This is a genomic window from Methylobacterium sp. J-118, assembly GCF_057836565.1.
The window spans coordinates 3,822,386-3,843,543 of sequence record NZ_JBYQFA010000001.1 but is presented as its reverse complement, the minus strand read 5'-3'; the positions used below and the strand labels follow the sequence as shown (position 1 = coordinate 3,843,543).

The 21,158-nt window shown below is 69.7% G+C and carries 21 protein-coding genes, 2 tRNA genes and 1 pseudogene; 13 read left to right on the top strand and 11 right to left on the bottom strand.

Translation table 11 applies throughout. The features are described from left to right. Positions 1-95: 95 nt before the first annotated feature. Complete coding sequence (locus AC3IF3_RS18535; protein ID WP_489229811.1) at positions 96-485, top strand: hypothetical protein; 390 nt, start codon at positions 96-98, stop codon at positions 483-485. Between the two features lie 137 nt (positions 486-622). Further along, a complete protein-coding gene (locus AC3IF3_RS18530) occupies positions 623-820 on the top strand; it encodes a hypothetical protein (protein ID WP_489229810.1) in 198 nt (65 codons plus the stop codon). Positions 821-858: 38 nt separating this feature from the next. Here the strand turns inward: AC3IF3_RS18530 and AC3IF3_RS18525 are convergent, their stop codons facing one another. After that, entirely contained in the window at positions 859-1,113 is a 255-nt protein-coding gene (locus tag AC3IF3_RS18525) for a hypothetical protein (RefSeq protein WP_243967694.1), read from the bottom strand. Between the two features lie 205 nt (positions 1,114-1,318). Between AC3IF3_RS18525 and AC3IF3_RS18520 the strand changes: the two genes are divergently transcribed. Together AC3IF3_RS18520 and AC3IF3_RS18515 are read left to right on the top strand one after the other, a co-directional pair. After that, positions 1,319-1,771: a LexA family protein gene (locus tag AC3IF3_RS18520; RefSeq protein ID WP_489229809.1), complete on the top strand. Its 453-nt coding sequence runs from the start codon at positions 1,319-1,321 to the stop codon at positions 1,769-1,771. After that, positions 1,768-3,096 carry a Y-family DNA polymerase gene (locus AC3IF3_RS18515; protein ID WP_489229808.1) on the top strand — a complete coding sequence of 443 codons (1,329 nt, stop codon included), beginning with the start codon at positions 1,768-1,770 and terminating at the stop codon, positions 3,094-3,096. Before AC3IF3_RS18520 ends, AC3IF3_RS18515 begins: the two co-directional genes overlap by 4 nt. A gap of 10 nt (positions 3,097-3,106) precedes the next feature. On the opposite strand, the gene AC3IF3_RS18510 is transcribed toward AC3IF3_RS18515, so the two are convergent. The 4 genes from AC3IF3_RS18510 to AC3IF3_RS18495 form a co-directional block, all read right to left on the bottom strand. Next, positions 3,107-3,349, bottom strand: coding sequence for a hypothetical protein (locus tag AC3IF3_RS18510; protein WP_489229807.1), 243 nt, complete (start codon positions 3,347-3,349; stop codon positions 3,107-3,109). A gap of 9 nt (positions 3,350-3,358) precedes the next feature. Further along, a complete protein-coding gene (locus AC3IF3_RS18505; RefSeq protein ID WP_489229806.1) occupies positions 3,359-3,547 on the bottom strand; it encodes a hypothetical protein in 189 nt (62 codons plus the stop codon). Further along, a complete protein-coding gene (locus tag AC3IF3_RS18500; RefSeq protein WP_489229805.1) occupies positions 3,544-3,810 on the bottom strand; it encodes a hypothetical protein in 267 nt (88 codons plus the stop codon). The genes AC3IF3_RS18505 and AC3IF3_RS18500 overlap by 4 nt, the downstream gene beginning before the upstream one ends. 79 nt (positions 3,811-3,889) lie before the next feature. Beyond that, a tRNA-Ser gene (locus AC3IF3_RS18495) sits at positions 3,890-3,979 on the bottom strand. A 177-nt stretch (positions 3,980-4,156) separates the two neighbouring features. Here AC3IF3_RS18495 and AC3IF3_RS18490 point away from each other — a divergent pair. Next, positions 4,157-4,230 (top strand) — tRNA-Gln (locus AC3IF3_RS18490). A gap of 172 nt (positions 4,231-4,402) precedes the next feature. Here the strand turns inward: AC3IF3_RS18490 and AC3IF3_RS18485 are convergent. Together AC3IF3_RS18485 and AC3IF3_RS18480 are read right to left on the bottom strand one after the other, a co-directional pair. Next, positions 4,403-5,752: an MFS transporter gene (locus AC3IF3_RS18485; RefSeq protein WP_489229804.1), complete on the bottom strand. Its 1,350-nt coding sequence runs from the start codon at positions 5,750-5,752 to the stop codon at positions 4,403-4,405. Positions 5,753-5,823: 71 nt separating this feature from the next. Further along, positions 5,824-7,797, bottom strand: a complete 1,974-nt coding sequence (locus tag AC3IF3_RS18480) for an aconitate hydratase (RefSeq protein ID WP_489229803.1) — start codon at positions 7,795-7,797, stop codon at positions 5,824-5,826. 398 nt (positions 7,798-8,195) lie between these two features. Between AC3IF3_RS18480 and AC3IF3_RS18475 the strand changes: the two genes are divergently transcribed. The 8 genes and pseudogenes from AC3IF3_RS18475 to AC3IF3_RS18440 all read left to right on the top strand — a co-directional run bounded on the left by AC3IF3_RS18475 (position 8,196) and on the right by AC3IF3_RS18440 (position 18,589). Continuing rightward, complete coding sequence (locus AC3IF3_RS18475) at positions 8,196-9,668, top strand: short-chain fatty acid transporter (RefSeq protein WP_243968449.1); 1,473 nt, start codon at positions 8,196-8,198, stop codon at positions 9,666-9,668. A 74-nt stretch (positions 9,669-9,742) separates the two neighbouring features. Next, complete coding sequence (locus AC3IF3_RS18470) at positions 9,743-10,108, top strand: hypothetical protein (protein WP_489229802.1); 366 nt, start codon at positions 9,743-9,745, stop codon at positions 10,106-10,108. A 43-nt stretch (positions 10,109-10,151) separates the two neighbouring features. Beyond that, entirely contained in the window at positions 10,152-12,602 is a 2,451-nt protein-coding gene (locus AC3IF3_RS18465; protein WP_489229801.1) for a TonB-dependent receptor family protein, read from the top strand. A gap of 153 nt (positions 12,603-12,755) precedes the next feature. Next, the gene (locus AC3IF3_RS18460) at positions 12,756-13,718 is read left to right on the top strand and encodes an ABC transporter substrate-binding protein (RefSeq protein ID WP_489229800.1); all 963 of its coding nucleotides are present in this window, start codon (positions 12,756-12,758) and stop codon (positions 13,716-13,718) included. After that, positions 13,715-15,745, top strand: coding sequence for a sensor histidine kinase (locus AC3IF3_RS18455; RefSeq protein WP_489229799.1), 2,031 nt, complete (start codon positions 13,715-13,717; stop codon positions 15,743-15,745). The genes AC3IF3_RS18460 and AC3IF3_RS18455 overlap by 4 nt, the downstream gene beginning before the upstream one ends. Continuing rightward, a complete protein-coding gene (locus AC3IF3_RS18450) occupies positions 15,742-16,140 on the top strand; it encodes a response regulator (RefSeq protein ID WP_489217604.1) in 399 nt (132 codons plus the stop codon). Before AC3IF3_RS18455 ends, AC3IF3_RS18450 begins: the two co-directional genes overlap by 4 nt. Continuing rightward, positions 16,137-17,402, top strand: a complete 1,266-nt coding sequence (locus AC3IF3_RS18445) for an adenylate/guanylate cyclase domain-containing protein (protein ID WP_489229798.1) — start codon at positions 16,137-16,139, stop codon at positions 17,400-17,402. Before AC3IF3_RS18450 ends, AC3IF3_RS18445 begins: the two co-directional genes overlap by 4 nt. A 200-nt stretch (positions 17,403-17,602) precedes the next feature. Next, positions 17,603-18,589: pseudogene (locus AC3IF3_RS18440) on the top strand (ABC transporter substrate-binding protein). 49 nt (positions 18,590-18,638) lie between these two features. On the opposite strand, the gene AC3IF3_RS18435 reads toward AC3IF3_RS18440, so the two are convergent. The 4 genes from AC3IF3_RS18435 to AC3IF3_RS18420 form a co-directional block, all read right to left on the bottom strand. Then, complete coding sequence (locus AC3IF3_RS18435) at positions 18,639-19,118, bottom strand: YidB family protein (RefSeq protein ID WP_243968434.1); 480 nt, start codon at positions 19,116-19,118, stop codon at positions 18,639-18,641. Between the two features lie 169 nt (positions 19,119-19,287). Continuing rightward, the gene (locus AC3IF3_RS18430) at positions 19,288-19,491 is read right to left on the bottom strand and encodes a CsbD family protein (protein ID WP_489216095.1); all 204 of its coding nucleotides are present in this window, start codon (positions 19,489-19,491) and stop codon (positions 19,288-19,290) included. Between the two features lie 116 nt (positions 19,492-19,607). After that, the gene (locus AC3IF3_RS18425) at positions 19,608-20,531 is read right to left on the bottom strand and encodes a PhnA-like protein (protein WP_243971909.1); all 924 of its coding nucleotides are present in this window, start codon (positions 20,529-20,531) and stop codon (positions 19,608-19,610) included. 100 nt (positions 20,532-20,631) lie between these two features. Then, on the bottom strand, positions 20,632-21,138 hold the full coding sequence (locus AC3IF3_RS18420; RefSeq protein WP_243971911.1) for a CsbD family protein: 507 nt from the start codon (positions 21,136-21,138) through the stop codon (positions 20,632-20,634). Positions 21,139-21,158 lie beyond the last annotated feature (20 nt).

Here is a 21,158-nt window from a genome sequence, read left to right as displayed (position 1 = left end):
AGCAGGCCACCCCAGCCCCCTGAGCGGATCGGGGTGGGGCTGCGTGACGAGCGGCGAAGCGGCTTCGTTAAGGGCTGCGCGGTACCGCCGCCGGCATGCCCGCCACTCCCGCCCCCGCCGACCTTCCGCCCGCCGTCGCCACCTGGCGCGACCAGATCGAGCGCCTGTCCGAGCACTCCTCGCCCTGCCGGTATCTCCTGCCGACGAAGTGGCCCCCTATCCGGGCGAACGCCCTTGCCTTCATCGATCAATTCGGCGCCGAGGCGCACCGGCTTGGCTGGACGGCGCCGCAGCTCTTCGGCGTCCACCCGGAGCACGGCTTCCTGCGCGTAGATTATGTTGGCGCGCTGATGGTAAACAGCGCCACCGTCATCGGTGTCGAAGCCGACCGGATCATGTTCGCTCGCTTCTCGGGCTACCGGACGAATCCAGGTCAGACCTGGGGGCCACCCGTTTGGGAGTTCGCCGCCTGGGCTCGCGGCTGATTCAGGCTGTGATTTTCGAGGATGTCGGGGGCAGACCCGAACTTAGCCGACACAGGTTGTTGCGCTGGACAGGCCATTAACGCGGCAGCCCTTTCCCCAACTCATGATGCGGGCATGTCCCACATCGCGAACTGGCCATGCACTTCGAGATCCGCTCCACCAGCCGACACCTGTGGACCTGGGTGCTGCTCGACGGGGCTCAGATGACGGTCCTCGGATCGGACCGGACCTTTCCCTCGAAGACGCAGGCATCGGCCGCCGCCCTGGCGTTCGCGAATTTGGTCACGCGCGCGGGTCGCTCGCTCACGGGCGGGCCCGACGGCGGGTTGATCTGAGATCGACCGCAGTACCCTTAGCGACTTCGCGCTGATCCCTAACCGCCCTGCAGGCTCTCGGCGAAGTCGTCCGGGATCTCGCCCCACTGGCCGAGGATCGTCACACCCTCCAGCTCTCCGGTCTCGTCGTCGGCCACCACTTTAAGCGCCGCCGCTCCCGGCATGCGCTTGGCCAGGTTCTCGGCCTTCTTCAGCGCGCCGCTCTCCGTCGATGCCGCCTCCTGCCGGGCTGGCCGCAGCCGCTTCCGGTGCAGCTCGAACGGCTGGACCACGAACGCCGTCTTCATCGCCATGTCCGCCTCCTGCATGAGCCGCCCCTGCGCCTGCGGCTCGATTTATTCACGGCCGCGATTGGTTACCAAGCCCATACGCCGGCTGGCGTTTTCCCGCTCAATTCACATTCGTCCACCGGTCGCGGAAAAACATCCGGCCGGCGGATTGAACCCCCAGCGCGCATCGGCTTTGTTCTGCATTCGTTCCAACGGGCCGGAGCCGCGGGTGCACCTAAACCGGATCGACGCGCTGCTGGTCGACAGCCCCGACGCCGTCCGCGTGCCGCTGATCGGCCAGGCCCTGTGCGCCGGCTTCCCGAGCCCAGCCGACGACTTCCTGGAGGGCGCCCTCGAACTGCCGCGCTGGCTCGTGCCGAACCCGCCCGCGACCTTCCTCTGGCGCATCGCCGGCTCGTCCATGGAGGGCGCCGGCATCTACGACCGCGACCTCGCCTGCGTCGACCGCAGCCTCACCCCCGGCCACGGCAGCATCGTCGTGGCGGCGATCGACGGCCAGATGTCGTGCAAGCGCCTCGTGATCGAGGGCAACGCCGCACGCCTCGCCTTCTGCAACCCGGATCTCCCGGCCTTCGCGGTCGAGGAACTCGGCGAGGGCGCGATCTGGGGCGTGGTCCGCTTCTCGATCCGCTGGCACGTCGCCCGCGGGCAGGCGTCGTGAGCACGCCCGAGGCCCGCCGCCGCGACCGGATCGGCGGCGGCCGCGCCGTGGCGCTGATCGACGGCAACAGCTTCTACTGCTCGTGCGAGCGCGTGTTCGACCCGAGGCTCGCAACTGTCCCGGTGATCGTGCTCTCGAACAACGACGGCTGCGCCATCGCCCGCACGGCCGAGGCCAAGGCGCTCGGCATCAAGATGGGCGATCCGTACTTCAAGATCCGCGACCTGTGCCGGGCGCGCGGCGTGCGGGTGTTCTCCTCGAACTACACGCTCTACGGCGACATGTCGGGGCGCACCAACGCGGTCTACCGGCAGTTCAGCCCGCAGGTGGAGATCTACTCCATCGACGAGAGCTTCTTGAACCTCACCGACGTGGCGCCGTCGCTCCGGGTCGCGCTCGCCCGGGACCTGCGCGCCACGGTGCGGGCCTGGACGGGAATCCCGACCTGCGTCGGCATCGGCCCGACCAAGACGCTGGCCAAGCTCGCCAACCACATCGCCAAGACCGTGCCCGACCTGCAGGGCGTGTGCGACCTGACCGATCCGGCTGCCTACGCGCACTGGCTGTGCCGGATCGACGTCGCCGAGGTCTGGGGCATCGGCCGGGCCTCTCTGGCCAAGCTCCAGGCGATGGGCGTCGAGAGCGTGGCGGACCTGCGCGACCTCGATCCGCGACCGGTGCGCAAGGGGCTGACCGTGGTGGGCGAGCGGATCATCCACGAGTTGCGCGGGCTGGCCTGTCTGCCGCTGGAGCTGGTGCCGGCGCGCAGGAAGGGCTGCGCGGTGACCCGCTCGTTCTCCGCCCGGATCACCGAGCGGGCGGTGCTGGAGGAGGCCGTGGCCGCCCACGCGACGCGGCTCGGCGAGAAGCTGCGGCGGGAGGGGCTGGGCACCGACCACGTCACGGTATTCTACCACACGAGCGAGCACGACCGGGACGCGCCGATGCGCTCGGTCTCGACGACCGTGAGCCTGCCCGAGCACACCTCCGACACGCTGGCGCTGATCAAGGCGGCGCGGCACGGGGTGGCCAAGACCTGGCGCGAGCCGGGGGAGCGGCCGTGGCGCTACTCGAAGGCGGGGATCGTCACCAACGACCTAGTGCCGCTGTCGCACAGCCCGCGGGCGCTGATCGGCGCGCTGGACCGCGCGCGATCCGAGCCGCTGATGGCGGCGATGGATGCGTGCAATGCGCGCTGGGGCCGGGGCGCGGTGGTGCCGGCCCGCGCCGGGCTGGTGAGCCGGCGGGACTGGAGCACGAAGTTCGAGATGCGCACGCCGCGCTACACGACGCAGGTCGGCGAGCTGCCGGTGGCTTACGCTTGACTTTTGATGGTCATGGCTCGACGCCCTCACGGATCCCGAGGATAGACAGAAGATCCCGCCCCGCCCTTGTCAGGTGCCAGGCGTGCCGACCGGTCCAGCCTCGGGTCGCACGCTGCTCGACAAAGCCGAGCTCTTGTAGCACCGGCATGGCGGTCGGATAGGCGTCGAGCCGGAGGCCGCCCCGGTTGACCGCGACGGCGCGTAGAGCTTCGAGGTAGCGTCCGCGGACCGGGGCGTGCGGCTCGGTGGGCATGGCGCCCGGCTATTGCAGGCCGCCGGGGGAGTCCATCAGGCCCAGCCGGATAGCCAAAGCCAAAAGGTCGCTGTCGGTAAGCGACCCTCCGTCGACCAGCCACAGGGCGAAATCGTCGCTCCATGGCTCGACCTGGCGGCCGAGTGCTCGAAGAGCTTCGACGGCCTCACGGACCGGGTCGGCGTCGTCGAGCGTCACCACTGCACCGGGAAGCCCATGATGATAGCGGTTCTCACCATCGTGCGACGCATGCTCGGCGACGTCGCCTCATCGGCCAGCAGCTTCTTGGCCTGCGGGTGCATCTCGATCGCCTTGGCCACGTCGACCCGATGGCCGGACTGGAAGACGAACGGTTCGGCGTTCTCGTCCTTCAGGAAGGCGGCGGTCGCGGCGGTGATCTCGTCGTCCGTCACCTCGGATTTCCGGCGCAGGTCGCCGACGGATGGGATCTCTTTGGCCATCGATTCCCGTCAGTTGGTGGGGCAGATGGAGGGGTAGAACGCTGCCGGCGCTGAATTTCCCAGTGCGGTCAACGCGCGCTGGCGGAAGGGGTGGGATTCGAACCCACGGTGGAGTTGCCCCCACGGCGGTTTTCAAGACCGCTGCCTTAAACCACTCGGCCACCCTTCCTGGCGGCACCCGCGACCCCACGGTTACGGCCGCGAACGATGCCGCGTCAACCGGCGACGGACCGGTTGACCTGCGCAGCCATTCCGCCTATCCCACCGCCCACGCCTGACGCCGCCGAAAGCAGCGCTGCCGGTTCGATGCCGTTCCCAGGACGGCGTGGTCCGGCTGATGGCCGATTGGGGGATAGTTTAACGGTAGAACGGTGGACTCTGACTCCTCTAGTCCTGGTTCGAATCCAGGTCCCCCAGCCACCGAACATCCCGGCCTTCTGAAGTCGTCGAACGGCTGACCCAACCATTTGTTTGGCTCAGAACGGATCACCGCAGACGGTTGGTGTCGCCTGAAGCGTCCGACGCGCGCGGCATAATCGCCAGATCGCACATTCCAATCTTCGAAGGTCTCGACGCCGCTGGTTCCGCCGACCTACTCGGGCAGCGGTTTTCCCGTGGTCTCCGGCATGAACCACGGCACGATCAGGCCGATCCCGTAGACGCTGGACATCGCCAGGGCCGCGGCGGCGACGCCGCCGAACGAGGTCACGATCTGCCCGGCGATGATCGGGAAGATCCAGGCGATCAGCCGGGCCCCGTTGAACACGAAGCTGGCAGCGGTCGCCCGCACGGCGGGGGTGAACAGTTCCACGAGATAGATCGCCATCCACGAGAAGGCGAAGCCCAGGGTGAAGAACCCGTTCAGGAAGGCAAGGCCCATGAAGGGCACTAGACCGCCGCTCCAGAGATAGCATGCGAGCGACGTCGCGATGCAGCCGATATAGGTGACGACGAGGAAGGCGCGGCGCCCGAGCGCGTCGGCCACGAAGCCCGAGATCACGTAGGCGGTGATCGCGCCCAGGTTATAGATGATGCCCATGCGCGGGCCCCAGACATTGGCCGGCTCGCCCGCCGCTTTGGCCAGCCCCTCGGTATAGGCCGGCAGCCAGGACGAGACCGCCCACCAGCCGACCGTCGTGGCGAAGGACATCGCGGTGGCCAGCAGCACCCGGCGCCGGCTCTCCGGCTCGCGGAAGATCTCGGCCAGGGTGAACGGGCGCTGCGCGCCACGGGGCGCCTGCCCCGAATCGTCGGCCGTGGCGGACCAGCGCTGCGCCTTCAGCGCCTGCAGCCACTGCTCGGATTCGTCGAGGGCCCGCCGGAGGTACAGGCAGACGAAGGCGGGCAGCGCGCCGAGCGCGAACAGGATGCGCCAGGATTGCTCCCCCAGCGGGTTGGTGGCCGCCAGCACGGCCCACACGATGGCGGCGAGCACCGCACCGCCGCCGAAGCCGGACTGCAGGAAGCCGCATCCCTTCGGTCGCGCCCGATTCGGCCAGGTCTCGGCCACGAGCGCGATACCGGTGGACCATTCCGAGCCGATGGCGAGGCCGGTGATGAAGCGCAGGACCGCGAGCTGCGTGAAGCTCTCCGCGAAGGCCGTCATCCCGGTGAAGATCGCGTAGCCTAGGATCGACAGCATCATCATGCGCTTGCGCCCGATATAATCGGCCGCGATCCCGCCGATCAGACCGCCCAGCCCCCAGCCGAGCAGCGTGATCCCGATGGCGAGGCCCACATAGTAGGCCGGTGCCTGGGCCTGTTCGGGGTTCAGGATCGTGTTTAGCGCCGGTCTCAGGGCGTAGACAAGGGCCACCGCCTCGTAGCCGTCGAAGATCCAGCCGAGATAGCTGCCCCACAGGATGCGCCAGTGCCGCCGGGTCAGACCGGCGTGCCACGGTGCATCGGCGTCCTCGCGCAGCAGCGCCTCGCCCGAACTCATGCCATCCTCCCGACGACGATAATGGCCCGCACCGCTCTGTCGCCCCGCGCCCCCTGACAGGTCCCCGCGCTTCAGGCAACGGTCCGGGCGGGCTCGGCCTGGATCCGTCCGCGCAGCCACGCGATGACGCCGCCGGCGAGCAGGATCTCGATCTGACGCGGCGACAGGTCATGCCGCAGCCGGATCGTCTGCCGGCCCCCGCGGATCGTCGCCGTGATCGTCGGGCCGGCCGCCAGCGCCTCGGCGATGCCGGCGATCTCCACGGTGTCGCCGAGTTCCAGCCGGTCGTAGTCGGACGGGTCCTGGAAGGTCAGCGGCAGCACGCCGAAGTTGACGAGGTTTTGCCAGTGGATCCGCGCGAAGCTCTTCGCCAGCACGGTCTCCAGACCCAGATAGCGCGGGGCGAGCGCCGCGTTCTCGCGGCTCGATCCCTGCCCGTAGTTCAGGCCGCCGACGATGGCGTGGCCCGACCGCGCCGCGCCGCCCTGCTTGGCCCGCCGCGGATAGGTGTCGTCGATCGGCTCGAAGGTGAAGTCGCTCGTCTTGGGGATGTTCGACCAGTAGGGCATCACCCGCGCGCCCGCCGGCATGATGTCGTCGGTGGAGATGTCGTCGCCGGTCTTCAGCATCACCGGCACGCGGATGTCGGCCCCGAGCTTGCCGAGATCGGGCAGCGTGGTGATGTTCTCGGACTTCTCCAGGCGGACGGCGCGGGCCTCCGCCTCCGGAAGCGGCGCCACCAGCATGGTGGTGTTGCCCGGCACCATCCCGGGCGGCGCGATCCGCGGATAGGGCATGTCCAGCGTGCGCGGGTCGGTGATGTATCCCGTCAGCGCCGAGGCCGCGGCCGTCTCCGGGCTGCACAGGAACACGCTGTCCTCGCGGGTACCGGAGCGCCCGGGGAAATTGCGCGGCACCGTGCGCAGGGAGTTGCGCCCGGAGGCCGGAGCCTGGCCCATGCCGATGCAGCCGTTGCAGCCGGCCTGATGGACTCGGGCGCCGGCGTGGATCAGGTCGGAGAGCTGCCCATCCCGGATCAGGGTTTCGAGCACGACCCGGGTCGAGGGGTTGATGTCGAACGAGACCCGGTCGTGGGTGTTGCGGCCCTTCACGATGGCGGCCGCCACGGCAAAATCCCGAAACCCCGGATTGGCCGAGGACCCGATATAGGCCTGGTAGATCTCGGTGCCGGCGACCTCCGAGACGGGGACGACGTTGCCGGGGCTCGACGGTCTGGCGATCATCGGCACGAGGGACGACAGGTCGACCTCCTCGTGGTCGTCGTAGCCCGCATCCGCGTCCGGGCCGAGGGGCGTCCAGTCGCCGCTTCTGCCGACCCCGTCGAGGAAGGCCTTCGTCGACGCATCGGAGGGGAAGACGCTCGTGGTGGCGCCCATCTCGGCGCCCATGTTGGCGATGACGTGCCGGTCCAAGGCGGTCAGGCAATCCAGGCCCGGCCCGTAATACTCGATGATCCGGCCGAAGCCGCCCTCGACGCCGTGACGGCCGAGCAGCGTCAGGATCACGTCCTTGGCGCTGACCCAATCGGGCAGCGTCCCGGTGAGCTTCACCCCCCAGACCCGGGGCATGCGCAGCTGCAGCGGCTCCCCCGCCATGGCGAGCGCGACTTCGACGCCGCCCGCCCCGAAGGCGAGCATGCCCAGTGATCCGGCCGCGGGCGTATGGCTGTCGGAGCCGACCAGGGTCTGACCCGGCTTGCCGAAGCTCTGCATGTGGACGGGATGGCTGATGCCGTTGCCGGGCCGCGAGTACCAGACGCCGAAGCGGCGGCAGGCCGAGCGCAGGAACATGTGCTCGTCGGCGTTGAGCTGGTCGTTCTGAACGAGGTTGTGGTCGATGTACTGCGCCGCGAGCCCGACCTTGACCCGCTCGACGCCCATCGCTTCGAGCTCCAGCATGACGAGGCCGCCGAGCACGTCCTGCAGGAGGGTCTGGTCGATCCGAAGCGCGATCTCGCTGCCCGGCCTGAGGTCGCCCTGGACGAGGTGCGACTGGACGAGCTTCTGCGTGAGGTTCAATCCCACCGTGTCGTCTCCCCCTATCGCGCCGGGCTGTCGGCCGGATCGCGCCGCCGCTCGGCGTCGTCGTGTTCGGCCCAGACTAGTGTCGGGCCCTGTCCGTGGAAGTCGATCGCGTTACAGGGGGCGTTGCGTGTCGAGCTTGGCCGGACCGTATCAGTCTGACCCGGCGCTGATCCGAGTCGCCTCCCGGCGCTCGAGCGACACGCGGCGCTATGCCAGCGCGGGCGGCCGGGAACGGAGAGCCCGCTTTCGGTGCGGACCGTCGGCAAACCCGCACGCTTTCACCAACCTGTCACCGGTCTTTTCTGGACGCCCGACTTGAGATTGGGCGTCACGGCGCCATCCTGGCCGCATGACCCGCCGCAAGAGCGGGTCGAGACCAGTGCATTCGGAGGAAACCCATGGCGACCGCATCGGCCGACCGAGCCCGCAACGCGCGCGCGGCCTCAGCCGAACCCGACAGCGGACGGGACGCAGGCGCACTGGAGCGGCTGGGGGTGCGCTTCACCAACTGGGCCGAGCGCTGGTTCCCGGACGCCTTCATCTTCGTCGCCATCGCGGTGGTGATCGTCGCGCTGGGCACCCTGGCCAACGGCGCCCCGCCGGCCGCGATCGCCAAGAGCTTCGGGGACGGTTTCTGGAGCCTGATCCCCTTCACCATGCAGATGGCCTTCGTCACCATCGGCGGATACGTCGTGGCCGTATCGCCGCCCGTCCAGGCCTTGATCGAGCGGCTGGCCCAGATCCCGAAGACCGGTCGGGGCGCAGTCGGATTCGTGGCCGGTGCGACGATGATCTCGTCGTTCATCAGTTGGGGCCTCAGCCTGATCTTCGGCGGATTGCTGGTGCGGGCGCTCGCCCGTCGGACGGACCTGCGCATGGACTACCGGGCCGCGGGGGCGGCGGCCTATCTCGGGCTCGGCGCGACCTGGGCGCTGGGGCTCAGTTCCTCGGCGGCGCAGTTGCAGGCGAATCCGGCGAGCCTGACCAAGAACCTCCTGGCGATCTCCGGCGTGATCCCGTTCAGCGAGACGATCTTCCTCTGGCAGTCGATGCTGATCGCCGCGATCTTGTTCGTGGTCTCGGTCGCGATCGCCTACGCCTCGGCGCCTCGCCGCGAGACGGCGGCGACCGCCGAGACGCTCGGGGTCGACGTGGGTCGCGAGTCGTCCGACCTTCCGCCCGCCCGGCAGCCCGGCGAGTGGCTGGAGCATTCGCCGATCCTGACGATCCTCCTCGTGCTGATCGCCGGCGGCTGGATCGTGCAGGAATTCGCCCGCCAATCCTGGATTGTGGCGATCTCGAATCTAAACACCTACAACCTGCTGTTCCTCACGCTCGGCCTGCTCCTGCACTGGCGGCCGAAGCGCTTCCTGGCGGCGGTCGCGAAGTCGGTGCCCGCGACGGCCGGCATCCTGATCCAGTACCCGCTCTACGCGGCGATCAGCGGCATGCTGACCGGCCCGAAGAACGCGGCCGGCGCCTCGGCCTCCGACGCGATCACCCACGCCTTCGTCAGCCTCAACACCACCGGCAGCTTCCCGCTGACCATGGGCGTGTACTCGGCGATCCTCGGCTTCTTCGTGCCGTCGGGGGGTGGAAAATGGCTCCTGGAGGCCCCCTACGTCCTGCAGGCGGCCAACGAGCTGAAGGTCCATCTCGGCTGGGCGGTGATGATCTACAATGCCGCCGAGGCGCTGCCGAACCTGATCAACCCGTTCTGGATGCTGCCGCTGGTGGGCATCCTCGGCCTAAAGGCCCGCGACATCGTCGGCTTCAGCTTCCTGCAGCTGATCGTCCACCTGCCGCTGGTGCTGTTCCTGCTCTGGGCGCTGGCCTTCACGCTGACCTATCACCCGCCGGTGATGCCGTGAGGCCAGGGCATCGCGGCACAGCTTAAGCCCGCTCCCGCATTGACGCGTCCCGGCGCCGGCGCCTAGATCGCCCCATGTGCAGGCGCCCGCCCCGGACGGTTCGAGGCCGCGCGATCATCGGACTGGTCGCGCTCTACGCGCTGCTGCTTCAGGCCTTCCTCGGGTTCGCCGCACCGGCCCGCGCTTTCGCGGGACCCGGCGCGGTCCTCTGCACCGAGCACCCGACCGGCGGTCCGGACGACCGGCCGGTTCCGATCCACGTCCATGCCTGCTGCACCCTGGTGCAGGCGGGGGCTCTGGCGCTGCCGGTGTCCGGATCGGCCACGGCGATCCCGCCCACCGTGGCGGCCGTGCCCCTCGCCTGGCGCCCCGAAGCCGAGCTTCCGAGAACCGGCCCGCCGCCGCGCGTCGGCACCGCCCGAGGTCCCCCCGCCGCCTGACGATCCCATCCCCAGATCGCTCACCAGGCCCGGACCCTTTTCCATGTCGATCGTCTATCCCGGCACCGCTCCCATCGAGGGGGCGGGCGCCTTGCTGCGCGCCGCCTGCTCCGGCGTGTGGCGGCTCGGCCGCAGCGACTGCCGCCGCCGCTCCGTCCAGAGTCCCTGTCCGCCCGATCGCCCGACCGCGGATCGTCCAGTCGCCCTGCGCCGCGGCACCCTCGCCCTATTGCTGGCCGGAAGCCCCCTCCCCGCGCTGGCGGAAACCACCGTGACGCTGGAGGAACTCACCGTGGAGGGCGAAGCCCATCCCGGCTCTGGCAATCCCGCCCCATCGGCCTTCGGCGTCGCGGCGCCGCCGGGTTCGGCACCCTCCGTCATCGAGCACCCGGTGGGCGAGGTCGTCAGCGGGATCGGCCGGGACAACACCATCGCCGACAGGCCGGCGACCAGCCTCGGCTCGGTGCTCGTCAACAGCCCCGGGGTCACCGTGCGCCAGGGCAACGGCGGTCGCGACGTGATCGTCTCGATCCGCGGCAACAACGCCCGCTCCACCGGGGTGATCAAGAACACGGTCGTGCTGGAGGACGGTTTCATCCTCACCCAGCCGGATGGCGCCGCGCGCTTCGACCTCACCGATCCCAGGGCCTATAGCCGGATCGACGTGTTCCGCGGTCCGCAATCGCCGCTGTTCGGCAACTACGCCACCGGGGGCGCGATCGCGTTCCGCACCCGCACCGGCCGAGAGATCGACGGCTACGAGATCGGGCTCGATGCCGGGAGCTTCGGCTATCTCAGCCGGTACTTCACGGTCGGTGGCGTCAGCGGCCCGTTCGAGATCAGCCTGTTTTCCAGCGACGTCCGGGCCAATGGCTACCTGGATCACGCCGCCTACGACACGCAGACCATCAACCTCCTGGCGAGCTACACCCCGACGCCGGACAACCGCTTCACCCTGAAGGTGATCAACAACACGCTTGACACCAACCTCCCCGCCCGGTCCTCCCTCGCCCAGTACCGGATCAATCCGTACCAGCGCGGCTGCGCGACGGCGGCGAGCGCGGCGCCGGGCTGCACGACCTTCAACCTGCCGCGCAACGGCGCCTTCGGCGCCACCGTGCCGGTCACCGCGGACCAGGGCGGGTTCGGGCGCAACGACCGCCGCACCGTCGTGGCGGCGCGCTGGGAGCACGATATCGACGCATCCACCACGTGGCGCACGCAGCTCGGGTTCGACGAACGCAACTTCGACCAGCCCTTCTACGTGAACGCATTCCTGGGTTCATTCCCGTCCTGGAACGCCCAGAGCGACATCACGCGGCGCGGCGACCTGTTCGGCCTGCCGGCGGTGGGCTACGTGGCGCTCGCCTACACCACGATCGACATTCATACGCCCACCTACACCCTGACGCCCTATGCCGCGTCGCGCCTCGGAGCGCTGATCGGCGTTCAGGATGCGGGACAGTCCAATCTCGGTGGCCGGGCGCGGCTCGAACTGGGCCTGTCTGACCGCTGGACCGGGGTGCTGGGCCTCAGCGCCGAGGGGACTAGCATCACCGGCCGCAATCTCGCCTACAGCTACGCGGCGAGCGGCACGACCCGGACGGTGGCGGATGCCGACCGATCCTTCCTCAACGTCGCCCCCGAGCTGGCGCTGGTCTATCGGCCGGACGAGGCTTGGGCGTTCCGGGGCCGGGTCGCCACGGGCTACACCACGCCGGCCGCCTCCAACCTGTTCGTCACCCCGGCCGGGTTACCCGGCAACAACACCCAGCTGCAAACCCAGCACAATCTCGGGCTCGACCTCGGAGCGGATTGGAGCCCGGCCGAGAGCCTGCGCCTCAGCGTGACCGGATTCTACGAGTTCTTCCGCAACGAGCTGGTCTCGCAATCGCCGGGGGCGGGCCTGCAGAGCTACACGTTCAACGCCCCCGCTTCCGAGCATCGCGGTATCGAAGTCGGCGCCGATTGGGCCTTCGCGCCCGGCTGGCGGGGGACGCTGGCCTACAGTTTCGACGACCAGATCTACACGCGCTACGCCGAGCAGCTCAGCGCGGGCAGCCTGATGCGCCGGTTCGACCGAGCGGGCAACCGGATCCCCGGCGTGCCGGCCCACCAGCTCCTGACGCGCGTCGGCTACGACATCCCGGCCGGCCCGCTCGCGGGCCTCGGCGCGTTCGTAGAGGCCGTGGTCCAGGGCGACTTCTACCTCGACAATGCCAACCTCCTGAAGGCGCCGGGCTACGCGGTCGTCAACGCCAACCTGCACTATGCGAAAGATCTGATCGGCGGATATGCGAAACGGCTGAGCGTCTATCTCGAAGTCCGCAACGTATTCGACACGACCTATGTCGGATCGGCCCAGAATCTGTCGAATTCCATCAGCGGCGCGACCGGTCTTCAGAACAACGCCGCCGTGCTGGCGGGCACCACCGGGTCGGTGTTTGCGGGTGCGCCACGCAACATCGTCGGCGGGATGCGGCTGTCATTTTAGTAACCGCAGTCCGGCCCGCGCGTGGTGTTAAAGCTGAGCTTACACTAAGCTGCGGTCCGGGCAGTCGGTGCGCGCCGCGCGCGTGCAGCCCGGCCCCTCCGGCCGGTCGACGGCGGTTGAGGGGGGCTCGGGGGTCGGATGAGGCGGCGAAACGTGATCGCTGGGCTGCCCTGGATGTTGGCCGGCCTGCCGGTCGCAGCCCGGGCCCAGGCGCGGACCGTGGTGGCGGCGCTCTGGCCGTTCCAGGACGACGACGCCGAAGGCCGGGCGCTGTCGGCGGCGTTCGACGCAGCCCTGCGCGCGCGTGCCCAGGGGGAGATCGCGATCCACCATCGCTGGGGCGGAGCCGATGGCGAGCGCATGCGGGAGACCGCCGCCGATCTGGTCCGCGCCGCGCCGCAGGTGATCTTCACGTATCTCAACGCGCAGCTGCGCGCCGTCTCCGCGCTGACCCGCGGAATCCCGATCGTCTTCGTCGGCGCATCCGATCCGGTCGGCGCCGGCCTCGTCGCGAGCCTCAAGCGCCCCGGGGGAAACATCACGGGCTTCACCCTTTACGAGACCTCGCTCGGCGGGAAGTGGCTCGCCGCCCTGAAGGAAGCCGTGCCGACGATCGGACGGGTCACGCTCCTGCTGAACCCGAGCACCGAGATCCGTGGCGGCCATCTCTACGCGAACGCCTTCAAGACGGCCGCTGCCGCCCTGGCCATCGAGCCCGCCATCGTGGTGGCCGGGACAGCCGCCGACATCGATCGCGTCATGGCCGATCTCGCGCGGCAGGGGAACGCGGGCTTGATCGTGGCGCCGGGCACCTTCAGCGAGGCCAACGGGGACTGCCTCGTCGCGCTCGCCGCGAGCGGCAGGATTCCGGCCGTGTTCGCCATCCGGCGTTTCGCCTACCGCGGGGCGCTGATGTCCTACGGACCCGACCCCGCCGAGGCCGTGCGCCGCGCGGCCGTCTACGTGGACCGCATTCTCCGCGGCGACGATCCCGCGGCCCTTCCGATCCAGGCGCCCACGAAGTTCGACCTCGTGGTCAACCTCAGGACCGCCCGAAGCCAGGGTTTCGACATCCCGTCGGCGCTGCTCGCCCAAGCCGACGAGGTCGTCGAATGACGAGCCCCGTCACCGCGACCCGGCCGCGGAAACCGGGCCGGAAGCCGTTCCACCTGCCGCTCTCGGGGAAGTTCGCGGTCGCCTTCGTCGGTCTCGTGACGCTGGTGCTGCTCATCAACGGCGCGGTCGATCTGACGCTGAACTATCAGGAGGCCAAGCAGAACGCGATCACGGTCCAGCGCGAGAAGGCGCAGGGCGCCGCGGAACGCGTCGAGGCCTTCGTGTCCGAGATCGAGAACCAGATCGGGTGGACGACCCGGGCCGAGTGGCGCCGCGTCTCTCCGGAACAGCAGCGCTACGACTTCATCCGCCTGATGCGTCAGGCCCCTGCGATCACCGAGGTCGCCTATCTCGATCCGAGCGGTCGGGAGCAGCTGCGGGTGTCGCGCCTGGAGCCGGACGCCATCGCCAGCGGAAAGGACTTCTCGACATCGCCGCGCTTCACCCAGGCCCTCCAGGACAAGACATGGTTCGGCCCGGTCTACTTCCGGCGCGGCTCCGAGCCCTACATGACCGTCGCCGTGGCGCATGCGGGGCGCGATCCGGGGGTGACCGTCGCGGAGGTCAACCTGAAGCTGATCTGGGACGTGGTCAGTGCCATCCGCAACGGGGTGAGCGGGTACGCCTTCGTGACGACGGCGACCGGGCGGCTGATCGCCCACCCGGACCTCAGCCTGGTCCTGCGCGACACCGACCTGGCCAGCCTGTCCGAAGTCGCCGGGGCGCTGCCTGGAATCGCAGGCGCACGGGATTACGGGATCGCCCGCGGGCTCGACGGCGGATACGTGCTGGCGGCCCACGCCACCGTTCCCCGGGTCGGGTGGATCGTGTTCGTGCAATTGCCCCTGTGGGAGGCGATGGAGCCGCTGATCGAATCGATCATCCAGACCGTCGCGCTGATGGGCCTCGGCGTGCTGCTCGCGGCGGTGGCGGGCACCTTCCTAGCCCGGCGCATGGTGGTGCCGATCCGCCAGCTTCAGGACGGGGCCGAACGCTTCGGGGCGGGCGACTTCTCCGAGCGCATCGTGATCAACACCGGCGACGAGATCGAGACCCTCGCGCATCGGTTCAACCTGATGGCAGGCCGGATCCAGGAATCCTACGAGACCCTCGAAGCCAAGGTCGAGGAGCGGACCCACGACCTCAACAAGTCCCTCGACGATCTTCAGAAGACACAGAGCCGTCTCGTGCAATCCGAGAAGCTCGCCTCGCTGGGCCAGCTCACGGCGGGCATCGCCCACGAGATCAAGAACCCGCTGAACTTCGTCAACAACTTCGCGTCCCTGTCGAAGGAACTCGTCGACGAGCTCGCGGAGATGCTGCAACCGGCATCCCTCGATCCGGACACCCGCGCGGAGGTGGACGAGACCGCCCAATTGTTGAAGAGCAATCTCGATAAGGTGGTCCAGCACGGAAAGCGTGCCGACTCGATCGTCAAGAACATGCTGCTGCACTCGCGCACCGGGTCCGGCGAGCACCGGCCCGTGGACGTCAACGCCCTCGTCGAGGAGAGCCTGAACCTCGCCTATCACGGTGCCCGCGCATCCAAGCCCCGCTTCAACGTGACCCTCGTGCGCGACTTCGATCCCGCCGCAGGGGTCGCCGACATCTATCCGCAGGAGATCACGCGCGTCCTCCTGAACCTAATGTCCAACGCGTTCTACGCCACCGAGAAGAAGTGCGACGGGGCCGAGGCGGGCTACGCCCCGACCCTGGCCGTGTCCACGCGCGATCGGGGCGACAGGGTCGAGATCCGGGTGCGGGACAATGGCACGGGCATCCCGGACAACGTCAAGGCCAAGATGTTCGACCCGTTCTACACCACCAAGCCCGCCGGCGAGGGCACTGGGCTCGGCCTGTCCCTGAGCCACGACATCCTGGTGAAGCAGCATGACGGCGCCGTCGATGTCGCCACCGAGCCGGGTCAGTTCACCGAGTTCACGATCACGCTGCCGCGCGGTGGCGTGGCGACGGCCGGTCCCGGTCCCGCGGGCGTGGCCGTGGTCGAGCCGAGGAGCCAGCCATGAACGTCCTGATCCTCGTCGTCGATGACGAACCCGATGTCACCGAGCTGTTTCGCCAGCAGTTCCGCCGCGAGTTGCGGGCCGGACGTTTTGAGATGGCCTTCGCGCATTCGGCGCCGGAGGCCCTTGAGCGCGTCCAGGCCGCGAGCGGGCCGAACCTGCTGCTGATGTTCTCCGACATCAACATGCCCGGGATGACCGGGCTGGAACTGCTGCCGCTGGTGCGCAATGCGCGGCCCGAGGTGCCGGTGATCATGATCACCGCCTATGGCGACGCCGAGACCCGCGCGCGGGCCGAGGCCGCGGGGGCCGTCGGCCTGATCACCAAGCCCATCGATTTCACCGCGCTGAAGGCCGAGATCGACCGGCGGCTCGCCCTCCGCGCGGTGACGGAATGATCGACGGTCTCCCCAGCGCCAAGATCCTGGTGGTCGACGACGAGCCGGATCTCGAGACGCTGATCACCCAGAAGTTCCGGCGGCAGATCCGGCAGGGCGTGGTCACGTTCCTGTTCGCGCGTGACGGGCAGGAGGCGCTGGACAGCCTCGCGGAGCATCGCGATGTCGACATGGTGGTGTCCGACATCAACATGCCGCGCATGGACGGACTGACGCTGCTCGCCAGGATGCAGGCGCTCCCCGAACGGCCGTCGATCATCATCGTCTCGGCCTACGGTGACATGGCCAACATCCGCACGGCGATGAACCGGGGCGCCTTCGACTTCCTGACCAAGCCGATCGACTTCGCCGATCTGGAGACCACGATCGCGCGGACGCTGCGGCATGTCGAGGTGCTGCGCGAGGGGCGGCGGCGGCAGGCGCTGGCGGAGCGCGCGCACGCCTCCCTGGCGCGCTACTTCTCGCCGAACCTCGCCGAGCGGCTGGCCGGGGACGCGTCGGGCCTGGAACTCGGCGGCCACCGGCGCGACGTGGCCACCCTGTTCACCGACATCGCGGGCTTCACCAGCCTCGTGGAGAGCCTCGACCCGACGCTGCTCGCCGAGATCCTAAACGGCTACTTCGCCGAGATGACCGACGTCGTCTTCGCCCACGAGGGGACGGTGGCCAAGATCGTCGGCGACGCGCTCCACATCCTGTTCGGGGCGCCGGGCGATCAGCCGGATCACGCCGCCCGGGCCGTCGGCTGCGCGCTGGCCCTCGACCAGGCGGCCGAGGCGTTCCGGGCCCGCTGGCGCGAACGCGGGATCGCGGTCGGCATGACCCGGATCGGCGTGCATGCGGGGCCGGCGATCGTGGGGAATTTCGGTGGCGGCCGTTATTTCGATTACACGGCCTACGGCGACACCATCAACACCGCGGCCCGCTTGGAGAACGCCAACAAGGCGTTCGGGACGCGGATCTGCGTCAGCGCGACCACGGTGACCCGCGCCGGCACCTTCCGCGGCCGGCCCCTCGGGGATCTGCTCCTGCGCGGCAAGCAGGAGGCCTTGCGGGCCTTCGAGCCCCTCACCGAAGCCGCCTGCGGCGACGCCGCGCTGGGCCAGTACCAGGACGCCTTCTCCAAGCTGGAGGCCGGCGAGACCGCTGCCCTGCCGGCCTTCGCGGCCCTGGTCGGACTGCGGCCCGACGACGGGGTCGCGGCCTATCACCTGAAGCGGCTGCTCAACGGTTCGAGCGGCACGCGGATCGAGATTCCCTGACGCCGTCACCGATCGGCCTTCGACTCGCGCCGGTCGAGATATTAAGTGCCCGGAGACAGATTGGCAGCGCCTGATAGATGGTCCGATGCCCGCGACGGTCACCGGGTCTCACGGTGGTCACACGGCATCGTCGGCCGGCCCGCGGCCGGACTTAACCCTTGCGCGATCGATCGGAATCGTGGTGGCCGGGAGAGCGGCGTATGAGGCGGCGCGACGTCATTGCGGGGCTGGGTGGCGCGGCGATCTGGCCGACGTCCGGTCGGAGCCAGACCAAAGGGCAGCGCCGGCTCGGGATCCTCCTCGTCTACGGCGAGACGCATCCCGACAGCCCCGTGATCGTCGAGACCCTGCGGGACAACCTGCAGCGCGCGGGATGGGTCTGGGGCAAGAATCTCGCGGTCGATCTCCAGTACGGCGACGGCGATACCGAGCGTATGCGCCGGCAGACGGACGCCATGCTCGCGCGCAGGCCCGACCTCGTCCTCGCGCAGGGCATCGTCGGCGCGACCGTGCTGCAGCGCGCGACCGCGACCACGCCCGTGGTGTTCATGATGCTGCAGGATCCGGTGGGCGCCGGTTTCGTCAGCAGCCTGGCACATCCCGGCGGCAATCTCACCGGGTTCACGAATTTTGACTTCGGGTTCGTGGGGAAATGGCTTCAGTTGCTGAAGGAACTCAGCCCGGGCGTCGACCGGGCGCTCGCCCTGATCAATCCGGACTACCCCGCCCGTCTCGCGGGCTACGCCGCCGAACTGGCCCGGATCGGCCCGGACCTCGGAATCGATGCCCGGATCGCCGGCGTCCACGACGCCGCCGAGATCGAGCGGGCGATCACCGGCTTCGCCCGGGAGCCGCGGGGCGGTCTGATCGCGCTCCCGGACGCGGTCACGGGGATCCACGGCCCTCGGATCATCGCCCTGGCCGCGAGCTGCCGCCTGCCTGCCGTCTACGCCTACGAGGCGCAGGTGCGGCTCGGCGGCTTGGCCGCCTAAACGACCAGCGTCGCCCAGGACGTCCAGCGGGCGGCCGGCTATATCGACCGGATCCTGCGCGGCGCCGTGGTCGGCGACCTACCGGTGCAGGCCGCCGAGCGATTCCTCACCGTGGTCAATCTCAAGACGGCCGCAGCGTTGAATCTGACGATCGCCCCTTCGCTGATGGCCAAGGTCGATCACCTGATCGAGTAGCCCGGGCCCGCCGGGACGCGACCGTCACGGCGGGGATCACCGCGGCGCCTCAGCCGAGAGCCGGCAGGCGTCCGTCCGGCGAGTAGCGGTCGATCGCCGAGGGCAGATCGCGCGACAGACGGGCGACCAGTTCGCTACGGCTCAAGCCAGTCCGCTGCTCGAGGGCCGTGAGGGTCTCCGGCCCGATCACCCGCTCGAGGTCTGCGGCCGGGATGTCGCGGTTCGGCCCGTGATCGATCCAGGACTGCGCCGTCTCGGCATGCCCGCCCTTGCCGAAGTGATTGACCAATTCGCCGATCCCGTGGGCGAGGAGACCGCCCACACCCACGGAGCCCGCGCCCCCGAGCAGGCGATCCAGATTGCCCGGCGCCGCCGTGCCCGAACCTGCGGACACGGGCGGGACGCGCGGGGCGGCGCTTGAATTCTCACCGTGGCTACCGAGCCATTCGGAGATCTTGTCGCGGTGCTGGTAGCCGGCTACGGCCAGCAAACCCAGCAGCGCGGTCATCGACGGGTATCCCTCACTCATCGGAGTCTCCTTTTTGCGAATGGGCTCGTCGGCCCGGCTGATAGACGGCGATAGGCTGCCGCTGCTCCCGCCCGACCTCCGGGGTCATCCCGTCCGTTCGATCGGGATGGGTGCCATCGGGGGCCGGGCTCGGGGGTGGGGCCGGCCGGCGCCACCCCCGGTCGCGGCCTCAGTGCTTGCCGGTGACCTTGTCGGCCAGGCTCTTGGCGCCGTCCTTGACGTCGCCCACCGTCTTCTGCGCCTCGCCCTTCAGCTCCTGCGCCTTGCCCTCGGCCACGAGCTTGTCGTTGCCCGTCGCCTTGCCGGCCGCCTGCTTGACGTTGCCCACGGCCTCGTTGGCCAGGCCCTTGATCTTGTCGCCGGTGCTGCTCATCGCGTGCGCTCCTTCAGGTTGAGGTTGCGGTCGAGGTTCGCGGTTGCGGGTTGGCCGGGCCCGCGCCGGTGGTGCCGGCCCCAGCAGCCCGCGGGGGCCGACCGGATCGCGCCGGGTCAGACGCGCCGGGTCTCGTAGGTGCCGAGCAGCGTCGCCGGCTTGGGCGCGCCCAGGCGCCCGCCCAGGAAGGCCGCCAGCGCCCCCAGGACCAGGGCGATCGCCGCGTAGAACGCCCCCTGCGTGGCCGCCGACTTGGCTGTCACCGCCGCGGCCTCGGCCTTCTGCTTGGCCGTGGCCACCGCCTGGTCGTACTGCTTCTCGTAGTCCTGGATCTGCTGCTTGGCCTGATCGACCGGGATGTTCTGCGCCTTGGCCAGGGCGTCGGCCGCCCGCGCCTCGGCCTGCTGCTTCTGCCCGGCATCACCCGTGAACAGCGCCTTGACCGCCGCCACCGCCGCGTCGCGGGCCGCCTGCGGGTCCTGGCCGGCCGCCTGCTGGCGCACGGAGTTCTCGATCCCGTCGAGGGGGTTCGAGATCTTCGACAGGGACGGCGCCGCCGCCTGGGCCGCCGTCTGCACGGTCCCGCCCACGAGGTTGCCCGCCCCGCCCAGCGCCCCCGAGACGGTGCTCAGCGTCCCCCCGACCAGCCCGGTGGCCGCCGAGGTCAGCAGGTACAGGACCACGAGGGTCGTCACCGCCCAGGACACCAGCCCGTGCAGCGCGGCCGCCCCCGGCAGGGTCTTGCCCGAGAGCCGGCCCGCGATCGCCCCGCCGGCCAGCGAGGCGACGATGCCCGAGGCCACGAACCACACGCCCGCCGACATCGACACGGTCGAGGCGGCCGGGTTGTCGGCGGCGTTGGGGCCCACCGAGGCCAGGCCGACGCCGACGCCGATCAGGTTGACGATCACCTGGGTCACGAGGGCGGTCACGGCGCCCGCGAAGATGGCGCCCCAGGACACCTGGTTGAGCAGGACGGCGCGCGTGTCGGCATGCGCGTCGGGGGAAAGCGGTGTCGCGGCGGTCTGGATGGGGGTCACGCTGTCACTCCGGAAAAGGGATCGTCGAGGATCTGAAGCGCCCGCCGCCGACAGGGATACCGGTTCGGCGTCGGCGGGCGCGTCGAGGCGAGGGGATGGCTCAGTCGCGGGTGGCGCTGACCAGCAGGCCGAGGCCGAAGCCGGCCAGACCGGCGATGAGCAGCGAGGCGAGCGGGTATTCGGCGACCTGATGGCCGACCTCGCGGGTGCCCCGGCGCAGGTACTGGCTGCCGCGCGCGTAGGCGTCCTCGGCGTAGTCCGAGGCCTCGTCGGCGGCGTGGCGGACGCCGCGCTCGGCGCGGTCGTAGTGATCCTGGGCGGCGCCCTGGGCGCGGCGGGCGCGGTCCTCGACATCGCCCGATCCGACGACGTCGCCCACGGTGTCGCGGACCTTGCCGCCGATGTGGCGGGCGGTGTCGGCGACGTGCCCGGCCGCGTCGCGGACGGTGTCCTTGGCCTGGCCGTACAGGCCCTCGGCCTGTCCCGCCGCCTCCCGGGCGCGGCCCTCGGCCGAGTCCCGATGCGAGCCGGTCAGGTCGCCGACCGCGCCCTGCACCTTCCCGCCAAGCTCCTTCGCGGCGCCCGTGATCCGATCCGTGTCCACCATGTCGTTCTTCCTCTCTGTTC

Bases quoted from the DNA above. Each gene is read 5' to 3' on its own strand.
- AC3IF3_RS18430 (WP_489216095.1), bottom strand. From the start codon at position 19,491: ATGAGCAGCACCGGCGACAAGATCAAGGGCCTGGCCAACGAGGCCGTG.
- AC3IF3_RS18535 (WP_489229811.1), top strand. From the start codon at position 96: ATGCCCGCCACTCCCGCCCCCGCCGACCTTCCGCCCGCCGTCGCCACC.
- AC3IF3_RS18485 (WP_489229804.1), bottom strand. From the start codon at position 5,752: ATGAGTTCGGGCGAGGCGCTGCTGCGCGAGGACGCCGATGCACCGTGG.
- AC3IF3_RS18470 (WP_489229802.1), top strand. From the start codon at position 9,743: ATGTGCAGGCGCCCGCCCCGGACGGTTCGAGGCCGCGCGATCATCGGA.
- AC3IF3_RS18435 (WP_243968434.1), bottom strand. From the start codon at position 19,118: ATGAGTGAGGGATACCCGTCGATGACCGCGCTGCTGGGTTTGCTGGCC.
- AC3IF3_RS18455 (WP_489229799.1), top strand. From the start codon at position 13,715: ATGACGAGCCCCGTCACCGCGACCCGGCCGCGGAAACCGGGCCGGAAG.
- AC3IF3_RS18420 (WP_243971911.1), bottom strand. From the start codon at position 21,138: ATGGTGGACACGGATCGGATCACGGGCGCCGCGAAGGAGCTTGGCGGG.
- AC3IF3_RS18465 (WP_489229801.1), top strand. From the start codon at position 10,152: ATGTCGATCGTCTATCCCGGCACCGCTCCCATCGAGGGGGCGGGCGCC.
- AC3IF3_RS18530 (WP_489229810.1), top strand. From the start codon at position 623: ATGCACTTCGAGATCCGCTCCACCAGCCGACACCTGTGGACCTGGGTG.
- AC3IF3_RS18525 (WP_243967694.1), bottom strand. From the start codon at position 1,113: ATGGCGATGAAGACGGCGTTCGTGGTCCAGCCGTTCGAGCTGCACCGG.
- AC3IF3_RS18450 (WP_489217604.1), top strand. From the start codon at position 15,742: ATGAACGTCCTGATCCTCGTCGTCGATGACGAACCCGATGTCACCGAG.
- AC3IF3_RS18445 (WP_489229798.1), top strand. From the start codon at position 16,137: ATGATCGACGGTCTCCCCAGCGCCAAGATCCTGGTGGTCGACGACGAG.
- AC3IF3_RS18510 (WP_489229807.1), bottom strand. From the start codon at position 3,349: ATGCCCACCGAGCCGCACGCCCCGGTCCGCGGACGCTACCTCGAAGCT.
- AC3IF3_RS18475 (WP_243968449.1), top strand. From the start codon at position 8,196: ATGGCGACCGCATCGGCCGACCGAGCCCGCAACGCGCGCGCGGCCTCA.
- AC3IF3_RS18500 (WP_489229805.1), bottom strand. From the start codon at position 3,810: ATGGCCAAAGAGATCCCATCCGTCGGCGACCTGCGCCGGAAATCCGAG.